General features: G+C 55.0%; 10 protein-coding genes and 3 tRNA genes. 7 read left to right on the forward strand and 6 right to left on the reverse strand.

The annotated features are described in order from the left end of the window. Positions 1-42 precede the first annotated feature (42 nt). Positions 43-951, reverse strand: coding sequence for a LysR substrate-binding domain-containing protein (locus BH714_RS10680; protein WP_040017920.1), 909 nt, complete (start codon positions 949-951; stop codon positions 43-45). A 170-nt stretch (positions 952-1121) separates the two neighbouring features. Here BH714_RS10680 and BH714_RS10685 point away from each other — a divergent pair, with 170 nt between their 5' ends. Further along, a complete protein-coding gene (locus tag BH714_RS10685) occupies positions 1122-1730 on the forward strand; it encodes a glutathione S-transferase family protein (RefSeq protein ID WP_040017921.1) in 609 nt (202 codons plus the stop codon). Positions 1731-2016: 286 nt separating this feature from the next. On the opposite strand, the gene cbl is transcribed toward BH714_RS10685, so the two are convergent. Together cbl and nac are read right to left on the reverse strand one after the other, a co-directional pair. Further along, positions 2017-2967: an HTH-type transcriptional regulator Cbl gene (gene cbl, locus BH714_RS10690; RefSeq protein ID WP_025203722.1), complete on the reverse strand. Its 951-nt coding sequence runs from the start codon at positions 2965-2967 to the stop codon at positions 2017-2019. Positions 2968-3063: 96 nt separating this feature from the next. Continuing rightward, positions 3064-3981, reverse strand: coding sequence for a nitrogen assimilation transcriptional regulator NAC (gene nac / locus BH714_RS10695; protein WP_014170773.1), 918 nt, complete (start codon positions 3979-3981; stop codon positions 3064-3066). Positions 3982-4301: 320 nt separating this feature from the next. Here nac and BH714_RS10700 point away from each other — a divergent pair. Next, positions 4302-4377 (forward strand) — tRNA-Asn (locus BH714_RS10700). Positions 4378-4438: 61 nt separating this feature from the next. Here the strand turns inward: BH714_RS10700 and ldtA are convergent. Beyond that, positions 4439-5338: a L,D-transpeptidase gene (gene ldtA / locus BH714_RS10705; protein WP_040017923.1), complete on the reverse strand. Its 900-nt coding sequence runs from the start codon at positions 5336-5338 to the stop codon at positions 4439-4441. Between the two features lie 191 nt (positions 5339-5529). Here ldtA and shiA point away from each other — a divergent pair, with 191 nt between their 5' ends. From shiA to BH714_RS10720, 3 genes are all read left to right on the forward strand, one after another. Then, positions 5530-6846, forward strand: a complete 1317-nt coding sequence (gene shiA, locus BH714_RS10710; RefSeq protein WP_020883300.1) for a shikimate transporter — start codon at positions 5530-5532, stop codon at positions 6844-6846. Between the two features lie 73 nt (positions 6847-6919). Then, positions 6920-8374 (forward strand): AMP nucleosidase, encoded by a 1455-nt coding sequence (locus tag BH714_RS10715; protein WP_014170778.1) that lies wholly within the window; start codon positions 6920-6922, stop codon positions 8372-8374. An 18-nt stretch (positions 8375-8392) separates the two neighbouring features. Then, on the forward strand, positions 8393-10165 hold the full coding sequence (locus BH714_RS10720; protein ID WP_040017926.1) for an aminopeptidase P family protein: 1773 nt from the start codon (positions 8393-8395) through the stop codon (positions 10163-10165). A gap of 119 nt (positions 10166-10284) precedes the next feature. Here BH714_RS10720 and BH714_RS10725 read toward each other — a convergent pair. Both BH714_RS10725 and emmdR read right to left on the reverse strand, forming a co-directional pair. After that, positions 10285-10360: transfer RNA gene (locus BH714_RS10725), tRNA-Asn, on the reverse strand. Positions 10361-10440: 80 nt separating this feature from the next. Beyond that, on the reverse strand, positions 10441-11919 hold the full coding sequence (gene emmdR, locus BH714_RS10730) for a multidrug efflux MATE transporter EmmdR (RefSeq protein ID WP_425462589.1): 1479 nt from the start codon (positions 11917-11919) through the stop codon (positions 10441-10443). Between the two features lie 190 nt (positions 11920-12109). Here emmdR and BH714_RS10735 point away from each other — a divergent pair. Together BH714_RS10735 and BH714_RS10740 are read left to right on the forward strand one after the other, a co-directional pair. Next, a tRNA-Asn gene (locus BH714_RS10735) sits at positions 12110-12185 on the forward strand. Between the two features lie 53 nt (positions 12186-12238). Beyond that, entirely contained in the window at positions 12239-12571 is a 333-nt protein-coding gene (locus tag BH714_RS10740; protein WP_014170780.1) for a gamma-glutamylcyclotransferase family protein, read from the forward strand. Positions 12572-12589 lie beyond the last annotated feature (18 nt).

Raw genomic sequence — 12589 nt, forward strand, 5'->3', positions numbered from 1 at the left:
ATTTGAAAAGCCTGCTTTTAAAGCAGGCTTTTTGCTTTTCTGTTAGCCATTACTTTCCACAGCCCCTGTCAACTGACGCCAGGCCGCCACTTCCTCATCCAGCCACTCACTAAAGAGAGCCACCTCCGGTTTCGCTTCCGTTAACTGCGATGTCACCAGCCAGTAAGGCCAGGGATAAGGTGCAGTGAAAGAGGTAAGCTGGACCAGCTCGCCCCGGGTGATGGCATCCTGTATCAGAGAGCGACGCTCCAGCGCGATACCTTTACCGAGTCTGACAGCCTCAAGGACTAAATTTGAGTCGTTAATGCATAACCCGGCGGGCACAATATCTTTTTCCAGTCCCGCATTGAAACACCAGGTTTTCCACGACTCCATGGAGAATATGATTTTACTCTTCGCCACCTCAGTTGGCGTTACCGGGAGGACGCCGCCGTTATAACCGGGTGCTGCAACCACAATCAGTTCATCTGAAAAAAGATAATGGCAGTCGCTTCCTTCCCAATTACCTTTCCCCATGCGTATCGCCACATCTATCCCTTCCTGCTGCATGCGGGTGATCGTCAGACTGGCCTGGATCCGCAGCGTGATGTGTGGATATTTTTCCCGAAACCGCGCCAGACGCGGCAACAACCAGTGACAACCAAAAGACGGCACCATCGCCAGCGTCAGTTCCAGTATTCTCGGTTTCACCTGCACTAACCGGGTGGCATCTGCGATATGATTCAGTGCTTCGCGCACCTGTAACGCGTAGAGACGCCCCTCTTCGTTGATCTGCACCCCTCGCCCATAACGGATAAACAGCTTCACCCCCACCATTTCCTCCAGCACTTTAATCTGCTGGCTGATGGCGGAATGGGTAACGTGAAGCTCTTTCGCCGCAAGCGTTACGCTGCCAAGGCGAGCCACAGCTTCAAAACTACGCAAACTTGCGATAGGTGGAAAATCCGACATGAAACCATGCCCTCATACACTGAATCTGATAAACGCTAACCGGCCAATCTGTCAGTAATACTCACTCAGGCCGTAAGATACTGATGATATTCGCCATAACGAATTTATTGTAATGTCTGTTTATCATCTTCAATGAAGCGTTTTTTCACACAGACAGGAAAACGGGAATCATGATAAAGCTGATTGGCATGATGGATTCTCCTTATGTACGCCGCGTGGCGGTCTCCCTGGAACTTTATGGCGTTGCGTTTGAAAGCCAGCCGTTGTCCGTATTCAGCACATTTGAGGAATTTTCCCGGATTAACCCTGCGGTAAAAGCGCCAACGCTGGTTCTGGAGAATGGAACACGTCTGATGGACTCGTCTCTCATACTGAATTATTTTGAGGCTCAGGCCGCGCCTGAACGGAGACTCCTGCCCGTGACGCCGGATGCACTGGCGAACGATCTCCAGACGCAGGGCTTTATCCTCGCCGCCGCGGAGAAAGCTGTGCAAAATGTGTACGAACACAACCTGCGCCCGGCGGAGAAACAACATAATCCGTGGATAGAACGTATTACCGTCCAGCTGCTGGCTGCCTGTCGGGAATGGAACGCGCTGCTGGAAGCCCGTCCGGAAAATGCGGTGGCCGATCAGGTTGCTGTCACCAGTACGGTTATCTGGACATTTATTCAGTCAATGATCCCTCACGTCGTTAACGCCGGGGATTTTAAAAGAATTCAGGCGGTAGCCGACGTTTTCGAAAACCAGGCGGCATTTAAAAAATACCCTTTTAGTTAACGCTTCGCTCGGCGTGTTATGGGGCTTTTCAGCCCTTTTTTTGCCGCACGGGAATATTATCCTCATCTAAAAGAATCATATTTCTTTATTTATTCTTATATGTAACCCAATGAAAAATATGAGAAACATTTCAATATAAAGCAATCTTATGACGTCACAAGGTATCGTTATTCATCAGGGTATTCTTGAGAACCAGCGGTCAGGAAATTAAACGGTTTCAATAAAAAAGCCTGCTTTAATTGCAGGCTTGTGCTTCTTGTCGACGGCGACGGGTGCTATAAGGGGCTTAAATCTGATAATCAATCGCCACTTCTTCTGGCTCCATCACCTGACGTTTAATCTCATCTACCGACAGCCCGGCGTTGCAGAGTTCGATAAAGCGCCACACATAGTTGCGCTGCAGTTGTCCACGCTTCAGGCCGAGCCATACGGTATTGGCATCAAAGAGATGACGCGTATCCAGTCGTACCAGGTTCTCCGTCTCGCGTTCACCACCGGACTGTTCCGCCACCAGACCAATGCCCAGCCCCAGCTCGACGTAGGTTTTGATTACATCAGAGTCCTGTGCACTCAGCACCACATCCGGCGTTAAGCCTTTGCGGTTAAAGGCTTCATCAATGCGCGAGCGTCCGGTAATACCCTGCCGGTAGGTAATCAGCGGCCATTTCGCGATATCTTCCAGCGTCAGGGGCGTAACCTGATTCAGCGGATGGTCGACGGGAAGTAACAGACTGTGGTACCAGCGAAACCACGGGAAAGCCACCAGCAGCGGATCGTTGCTCAGGCGTTCACTGGCAATGCCGATATCTGCCCCACCGTTTTGCAACAGCACGTCAATTTCCTGCGGTGTGCCCTGGATAAGCTCCAGACGGACGTCAGGGAAAAGTTCACGGAAGGCTTTAATCACCGGCGGCAGGCTGTAACGCGCCTGGGTGTGGGTGGTGGCGATAGTGAGGACGCCCGAGGCGTCATTGGTAAAGAGATCCGCCAGGCGACGCACATTGCTGGCCTCGTTGAGGATCCGCTCAGCGATGGTCAACAAGGCTTTTCCCGGCTCCGTCATGCCAAGCAGACGCTTGCCGCGACGGATAAAAATCTCTATACCCAGTTCTTCTTCCAGCTCGCGGATATGGCGACTGACGCCGGACTGAGAGGTATAAAGCATATTGGCGACCTCGGTCAGGTTGTAGTCCCGCCTGGCCGCCTCACGGATAATTTTAAGTTGCTGGAAATTCACGATTCACTCCGGCGCATCTGACATAACGCTATTGTTAGAGTCAGCCGACCTGCAGAACAAATAATAAAAACCAGCATCTTATGCTTTTATGGAATATCAACTCACCAGCTGCAGCTCACGGTTCTCCAGAGACGGTTTGCTGACCAGCGACATCAGAATCTCTTTTACCGCCTGCGCCTGAGGTGACAGCGATCCGCGCGCGGACATATTCAGCGACAGCGGTAAGCTCATCGAAGGCGTGGTGATGCGCGCCATCCAGCCGTTTGCCGCGCTGCACAGCGAACGTGCTGCGGATTCAGGCAGGACGGTCACACCCATACCGCTGGCTATAGCGGCGGTTAGCGTGGAGATGGAATCAATTTCACCGATAATTTTTGCCGTCAGGCGGCGCAGGGAGAACGCTTCATCCACACGCACGCGCACCGCGCTGTAGTCACGTGGCAGGAAAAGATTCATTTCTGCTACGGCCGTCAGATCGACGCTCTGCCCCGGACAGTCGCGGGTGCCCACAAGGTAGAGATCTTCTTTCAGCAGCGGCTGGCTGGTGATCCCGGCCACCGGTGAGCGGTCGTACAGCACCGCCATATCCAGCTGGCCGCTAAGAAGTTTGTCATTCAGCACAGAACCGCTGTTCTCATGCAGGTAAACCAGTACTTCTGGCAGCTCTGCGCGGACGGCCTGCAGCAGCGGCATGGTAATAGAGGATGCGGCCGTTCCAGGAGCCAGCCCAATGGATACGTGGCCGCTCAGCGTCTGGCCCACGTTATTCACCGCCAGCTGCGCCTGTTCGCACTGGCGAAGGATGGTGCGCGCATGGGTATAAAGGATTTTGCCTGCTTCCGTTGGCGTCACGCCACGTTTGGTGCGGATCAACAGCTGCTGATCCATCTCGCCTTCCAGAGTAGCCACCTGCTGGCTCAGCGCAGGCTGCGCGATATGCAGCACTTCCGCCGCTTGAGTCAGGCTGCCGATATCGACGATTTTTACGAAGTATTTCAGTCGTCTTAAGTTCATTTTGCCCCCTGTTCGAAATGCTGTGCCGGTACTGGCTTTTCATTGTTGATAGGGTTTTGCAATATGAATGCCAGTTTTACGAAGAGGTCTGATTTGTCGCTAAGCGGCTGAAAATAAGGAAAGCTAATCATAAGCAGCGGTTTTATTACTGAAACAGCAGTTTATGATCTGCCCCATTAGAGGTATGTGCGCACCATTACGGTGCATTCCGGCGTCAAAAACGCCATTTTGCTGATTTTGTCAGCAAACGATCAAAAGGCGTTGATCCACCCTTTGACAAGGCCGGCTGACGTCGATAATATGCGCCCCGTTCACACGATTCCTCTGTAGTTCAGTCGGTAGAACGGCGGACTGTTAATCCGTATGTCACTGGTTCGAGTCCAGTCAGAGGAGCCAAATTTGAAAAGCCTGCTTTTATAGCAGGCTTTTTGCTTTTCTGGGGCAGGTAAAATTGCCCTCAGTTGCCGAGCTTAACCGGCATCCCTGACCGACGTTCCAGTTCCGCGCCCGCCCCCTCGTTGACAAGCTCGGTTCGCAGCGAGGCAGATATCGGCAAAGGCACTTTCCGGGTCGATTCAAATTCCGCCCGGTTCCGTGATAACGGTTCATGTACCTCTACCCAGCGGCTGCCGTCCGGCTCTGTCGTCACTTTAACGGGCTGATCGATAAGCTGCACACGGGTGCCTACCGGGACGTTATCGAAAAGATATTTAATGTCGTTATTGCGCAGACGAATACACCCCTGGCTCACCCGCAGTCCGATGCCAAAATTGGAGTTTGTCCCGTGAATGGCATACAGCCTGCCAATATAAATCGCATACAGGCCCATTGGGTTATCGGGCCCGGCGGGCACGAATGCAGGCAGCGTTTTCCCCTCTGCCGCATAGGCACGGCGCGTATTCGGCGTAGGAGACCAGGTGGGGCCTTCCTGCTTACGTTCTACCGCCGTGACCCAGTTTCGCGGGGTTTCGCGCCCGGCCTGACCAATGCCGATGGGTAACACTTCAACGGTATTGCTGCCCGGTGGGTAATAGTAGAGGCGCATCTCTGCCGCATTAACGATAATTCCCTCGCGGACGGTGTCAGGCAAAATCAGCTGCTGGGGTATCACCAGTTGCGTACCGGATTTAGGCAAAAAAGGATCCACGCCCGGGTTCGCTTCCAGCATATTGCTCAGACCCTGCCCGTATTGCGCGGCAAACGCTTCGAGCGGTAGCGTATTGTGATCCGGCACGGTAATGGTTTGCGAAGTGCCCACCAGCCGACTGCCTGTCGGCGGTAAAGGATAACTTACCGCCTGAACGCTCTGGCTGATAAGTAATGCAGCAAGACAACTCAACACATTTATACGACACATATTCCCTTCCTCAGTCGCACCTTGATTTGCTAAGCATAGCGTAGCCGCTTTGCATTACCCATCAGGAAATAAAATCAGTTTGCACACGCGCCCTGGCGCGGTAGTCTCATACGTTCCGTTTATATGACGGTGGCTATGTGAGTGACCTTTTCTTATACCAATAATTAGAAATACGTGCAGACAGGACAACTATGGACTCCACTCTCACCTCCACACATCCCAACGAGGAGACACCTTCGCTCAATCGTGCCCGCCGCGCAGCCCTCGGCAGCTTCGCGGGTGCCGTCGTCGACTGGTATGATTTTCTGCTTTACGGCATTACTGCCGCGCTGGTGTTTAACCGCGAATTCTTCCCCCAGATTAGCCCGGCAATGGGTACGCTCGCCGCGTTTGCTACCTTTGGCGTCGGCTTCCTGTTTCGTCCACTGGGCGGAGTGATCTTCGGCCACTTTGGTGACCGTCTCGGTCGCAAACGCATGCTGATGCTCACCGTCTGGATGATGGGCATCGCCACCGCGCTGATTGGCGTTCTCCCTTCATTTTCCACCATTGGCTGGTGGGCGCCGGTGCTGCTGGTTACGCTGCGCGCCATTCAGGGCTTCGCGGTAGGCGGAGAATGGGGTGGCGCGGCGCTGTTATCCGTTGAGAGTGCCCCGAAGAATAAGAAAGCGTTTTACAGCAGCGGCGTGCAGGTGGGCTATGGCGTAGGTCTGCTGCTCTCCACCGGGCTGGTGTCGCTGATGAGCCACTTCACCACCGATGAACAATTCCTGAGCTGGGGCTGGCGCATTCCGTTTATCTTCAGCATCGTGCTGGTTGTCGCTGCCCTGTGGATCCGCAACGGCATGGAGGAATCTGCTGAGTTCGAACAACAGCGGCAAGAACCGCCCGTTGCCAGAAAACGACTGCCGGTGATGGAAGCGCTTGTCCGGCATCCTGGCGCTTTTCTGAAAATTATCGCCCTGCGCCTGTGCGAACTGCTGACGATGTATATCGTGACCGCATTTGCCCTCAATTATTCAACGCAAAATCTCGGTCTGCCCCGCGAGCTGTTCCTGAACATTGGCCTGCTGGTCGGCGGGATCAGCTGCCTGACTATCCCCAGCTTCGCCTGGCTGGCGGACAGGTTTGGTCGCCGTCGCGTCTATATCACCGGGGCGCTGATTGGCACCCTCAGCGCCTGGCCGTTCTTCATGGCGCTGGAGGCACAGTCGATCTTCTGGATTGTCTTCTTTGCCATCATGCTCGCTAACATCGCCCACGATATGGTGGTCTGCGTGCAGCAGCCCATGTTTACCGAACTGTTCGGGGCGAGCTATCGCTACAGCGGCGCGGGCGTAGGCTATCAGGTGGCAAGCGTGGTCGGCGGCGGGTTTACGCCATTTATTGCCGCCGCGCTGGTGACCTTCTCCGGCGGCAACTGGCATAGTGTGGCACTTTATCTGCTGGCCGGTTGCCTGCTGTCAGCGGCGACGGCGCTCTTGATGAAAGAGACGAGCCACACCTGATCTCACTTTTGTTTCACAGGCGTGTGACATACTATCGGGTAGAGTCGCACACCTGTGGAACAAGGAGACAGAGATGAATAATAAGGGCTCCAGCCTGACCCCGGCTCAGGCACTGGAAAAACTCGATGCACTGTATGAACAGTCCGTCAACGCGCTGCGCAGCGCCATCAGTGAGTATATCGAAACAGGGAAACTCCCCGACGAAAAGGCCAGAAGTAAGGGCCTTTTTGTTTATCCATCGCTTTCCGTCACCTGGGACGGCAGCGCGACTAACACGCCGAAAACGCGCGCCTACGCACGCTTTACCCACTCCGGCTGCTACAGCACCACCGTCACCCGCCCTGCACTGTTCCGTCCTTATCTTGAAGAGCAACTCACGCTGTTGTATCAGGATTACGGTGCGCACATTGCCGTTGAACCTTCACAGCATGAGATCCCGTATCCGTATGTGATTGACGGTTCGGCATTAACCCTTGACCGCTCCATGAGCGCGGGACTGACGCGCCATTTCCCGACCACCGAGCTGTCGCAGATTGGCGATGAGACGGCGGATGGTATCTACCACCCGGCAGAATTTTCACCGCTGTCGCACTTTGATGCCCGCCGCGTGGATTTCTCTCTGGCGCGCCTGCGTCACTACACCGGGACGCCCGTCGACCATTTCCAGCCCTTTGTACTGTTTACCAACTACACCCGCTATGTCGACGAGTTTGTCCGTTGGGGCTGTAGCCAGATCCTCGACCCGGATAGCCCTTACATCGCGCTGTCCTGCGCCGGCGGGATCTGGATCACCGCGGAAACCGAGGCACCCGAGCAGGCCATCTCCGACCTGGCGTGGAAAAAGCACCAGATGCCTGCCTGGCACCTGATCACCGCTGACGGCCAGGGGATCACCTTGATTAACATCGGGGTTGGTCCGTCAAATGCCAAAACCATCTGCGACCATCTGGCGGTATTGCGCCCGGACGTGTGGCTGATGATTGGACACTGCGGCGGCCTGCGTGAAAGCCAGCTGATTGGCGACTACGTGCTGGCCCACGCCTATCTGCGTGATGACCATGTGCTTGACGCTGTGCTTCCACCGGATATTCCTATCCCGAGCATCGCCGAAGTGCAGCGTGCGCTGTATGACGCCACCAAAGAGGTGAGCGGTATGCCGGGTGAAGAGGTTAAACAGCGTCTGCGTACCGGTACGGTAGTGACGACGGATGACCGCAACTGGGAACTGCGTTACTCCGCCTCCGCGCTGCGTTTCAACCTCAGCCGTGCCGTCGCGATTGATATGGAAAGCGCCACCATCGCCGCACAGGGATATCGCTTCCGCGTCCCTTACGGCACGCTGCTGTGCGTCTCCGACAAACCGCTGCACGGCGAAATTAAGCTTCCGGGTCAGGCCAACCGTTTCTATGAAGGGGCAATCTCCGAACATCTGCAAATCGGCATTCGCGCCATTGATTTGCTGCGTGCGGAAGGTGACAGGCTGCATTCCCGTAAATTACGTACCTTCAACGAGCCGCCATTCCGCTAACCAGAACAAGGAATCACCATGCACACCCCATCACGCTTATCGGCCCTGCGCCGGTGGCTACAGGAAAACAATCTTGATGGCATGATCGTGCCGCGCGCGGATGCCTGGCAGAGTGAGTATTGCGCGCCGTACGATGAAAAGCTGGCCTGGCTGACGGGCTTTGATGGCTCCGCAGGTCTGGCACTGATACTGAAAAACACAGCGCTGCTGTTTGTCGATGGCCGCTATCAGGTTCAGGCTCGCCTTCAGGTCAATATGGATGAAATTGAAATCCACCATCTGCACAATGAACCGCTGGCCGAATGGCTCACAGCCAACGCCGGGGCCGGCATGCGTATTGGGTTTGAAGCACTGCTGATGACCAATACGGAGTTCGGGCAACTGTCTGCAACACCCTGTGAACTGGTTCCGCTCAGTCAGTCGCCGTTTGATACCTTATGGCACGATCGCCCTGCCGCGCCGGCGGGACGTATTCGAGAAATGCCGGTGGAGGTCAGTGGCGAAAGCAGCCTCGCCAAACGCCAGCGCGTTGCCGCCGTGCTGGCCGCACACGATGCCGATTATCTGGCCGTGACTCTGCCGGATAACATCGCCTGGCTGTTGAACGTGCGTGGCGCCGACATCCCATCCAGTCCTGTTCCCCTCTCCTTTGCCCTTCTTGACCGTGACGGTAGCGTGGAGTGGTTTGTTAACGACAATAAGCTCAGCGAGCTACCCGAGAGCGTGAGAAACGCGTTCAGGATTGCGCCACAGGATGCCTTTATCGAACGCTGCCAGCGACTGTCACAAGGTAAGCGGGTGATGGTTGATGCCGATTCCGCGCCGGTCGCCCTGCGCTTTGCCATTGAGCCCGAGGGCGAAATAGTCTGGCGAACCGATCCCATCACTCTGATGAAAGCCACTAAAAACCCGGTCGAACTTGCCGGGTACCGCGAGTGTCATCACCACGACGGTGCTGCCTGGGTGAATTTCCTGGCCTGGCTAAGCCGTGAAGTCCCCCTGCGTGAGGCGGCGGGAAAACCGCTGACGGAGCTGGAAGCGCAGGCGCAGCAGCTTGCGTTCCGTAAACAGCAGCCTGGATTTATTGAGCAAAGTTTTGCCACCATCTCCGCCTCCTCCAGTAATGCGGCGATGTGCCACTATCACTCAAGCGAAGCCAGCAATAAGCCCATCGGTCATCATCATTTTTACCTTAATGATTCCGGCGGTCAGTACCATAACGGCACCACTGACGCCACGCGTACGCTGGCATGGGGTAGCGTGCCGCCACAGCAGAAGTTGCACTACACCGCAGTACTGAGAGGGTTCCTGTCGTTGATAACCTTACAGTTTCCCTCCGGCAGCCAGGGCCATCAGCTTGATGCCTTCGCGCGTCGCCCGCTGTGGGAAATGGGGCTGGATTACGATCACGGGACAGGGCATGGGGTAGGACATCAGTTGCTTATCCATGAGAACCCGCATCGTCTCGCCAAAAAGGTTAATCCGTGGCCCCTGGTGGCCGGCACCATCATGACTATCGAGCCTGGATATTATCTGGCGGACAGCCATGGGATCCGCATTGAAAACCAGGTGGAGATTGTCGAAAGCCGTCCGGGATTCTGCACGTTTTCCTCACTGACGCTGATCCCGATCGACCTGAGCCAGGTCGAGTTACAGCTGTTGAACGAACAGGAAAAACAGTGGCTGGATGATTATCATCAGCAGGTGCGTGAGGCCCTGTTACCGTTGGTCGATAGCGACGCGCGGCACTGGTTGCTTGAGGCGACGATGCCGGTTGGGGTTAACCACTAGAAATATCAGGTGGGTGCCGGGCGGCGGTTTCGCCTGACCCGGCTGTAAGCCCGTCGCATCGGGCCTTTTCAGAACGCAGAAAAGCAAAAAGCCTGCTATAAAAGCAGGCTTTTTAAATTTGGCTCCTCTGACTGGACTCGAACCAGTGACATACGGATTAACAGTCCGCCGTTCTACCGACTGAACTACAGAGGAATCGTGTGAACGGGGCGCATATTATCGATGCTCCCCGATGATGTCAAAGGCAGAATGCATATTTCTGACTGTTTGCCGAATTATTCTCCACTTCGCGCATTTGTCAGGCATTCTGTTGATTCTGTGGTCGTTGGCTCCTGTTTTATTCGCGGGTATTTCCAGAGCCAGCGCCCACTGACCATACGCCAGTAGAACAACGCCCCACGCACCGCCCAGTCAAGGAACATCCCCAGCCAGACGCCGACTACCCCCATGCCAAGCATGACCCCGAGCGTGTAACCCACCACCACACGGCAACCCCACATGCCGAGCATCGACACCCACATCGCGAAGCGTGCATCGCGTGCCCCTTTCAGCCCGGCAGGCAGAACCCATGAAGCCGCCCAGATGGGCATAAAGGCCGCATTCAGCCAGATCAGGATCTTAACGACCTCTTTGACATCATCTTCGTGGGTATAAAAAGAGGCCATAAGCCCGGCAAAGGGGGCGCTTCCCCAGGCGATCAGCGTCAGGCCAATGGTTGACAGCCAGAAGACGTGCCGCAACTGCCGTTCCGCCTGCCCTATCTGCCCTTTTCCCAGCCGTTTACCGGTGATGATGGTCGACGCCGAACCGAGGGCGTTGCCCGGCAGGTTTATCAGGGAGGCAATGGAGAAGGCGATAAAGTTACCGGCGATAACGTCAGTCCCCATCCCGGCGACAAACATTTGCGTCAGCAGCTTGCCCCCGTTAAACAACACGGATTCAATACTGGCGGGAATACCAATTCCCATCACTTCCCAGATAATGGCGAAGTTAAAGGGGCGGAAATAGCTCTTCAGCGTAAGGCGCAGTGACGGCGTGATCCCCGCCATCAGCACCCCGAGAATGGCGGCCGCACCGATATAACGTGAAATCGTTAACCCCAGCCCGGCACCCACGAACCCGAGCCCGTCCCAGGAGAAGACGCCGTAGATCAGCACGCTGCTGATAATAATATTCAGGATGTTCATCCCGCCGTTTATCAGCAACGGAATTTTGGTGTTGCCCGCGCCGCGCAGCGCGCCGCTGCCAATCAGCGCGATGGCTGCAGCCGGATAACTCAGGACCGTCATTTCCAGGTAGGTCAGCGCCAGGTCTTTAACTTCATTTGTGGCCTCACCGGCGACAAAATCGATAATTTCCCTGCCGAAATAGTGGATCACCGCCGCCAGCACGATCGAGAAAATGGTCATGATCATCAGCGACTGTCGGGCAGCCTCGCGCGCACGTTTAGGATCGAGCTTGCCGAGGCTAAAGGCGACGACAACCGTCGTCCCGAGGTCAATGGCAGCAAAGAACGAAATAACCACCATGTTAAAGCTGTCCGCCAGCCCGACACCGGCCATCGCCTCTTTACCCAGCCAGCTGACCAGGAAGGTACTCAGCACCCCCATCAACAGAACGCAGGTGTTTTCCAGGAAAATAGGCACGGCAAGGGGGGTGATTTCACGCCAGAACAGAACACGATAGCTTTTACGCTTTGCATACCATGGCGTGCGCATAATCGCCTGGCGTAGGGGGGCAGTGACGTTCAAAATGGACCTTAACGAGAAAGTTGAAACTCCATTTCAAATGATGGGGGAGAAATGCTAAACCTGCAAAGTATTTTCCATAAAAAGATGTGTGGATTTACAACAAACTGTCGACAGAATCATCAATCGATTGCTAATCGCTAAGATCAGGTTTGACAAAACTTTTTTCGCCGCTAAGATATGCCTCCACAACGATTCCTCTGTAGTTCAGTCGGTAGAACGGCGGACTGTTAATCCGTATGTCACTGGTTCGAGTCCAGTCAGAGGAGCCAAATTTAAAAAGCCTGCTTTTATAGCAGGCTTTTTGCTTTGCTGGTGAGGGAAAATGAACGCTCTGTTTGTCTACGGCACGCTACGCCCGGGTCACGCGAATGCACATATTCTTGAAAACATCGGTGGCGAATGGCAGGCCGGTTTTGTCACCGGGACGTTTTACGAACGTGGCTGGGGCGCGGCGGCAGATTTTCCGGGGATAGTGCTGCACCCGGACGGCCCACGCGTGGAGGGCTTTCTGTTTATTTCTGATAGCCTGAGTGCACACTGGCCAATGCTGGACGAATTTGAAGACGGCTACGATCGGGTTGAGGTCAATGTGACCACGCCGGATGGAAAACAGATCAACGCCTGGATTTATCAGCTACAGCCGCGTACTGCGTAATAAAAAAGGCTCTCTGTC

The organism is Enterobacter ludwigii, from assembly GCF_001750725.1.
Taxonomy (GTDB): Bacteria; Pseudomonadota; Gammaproteobacteria; order Enterobacterales; family Enterobacteriaceae; genus Enterobacter; species Enterobacter ludwigii.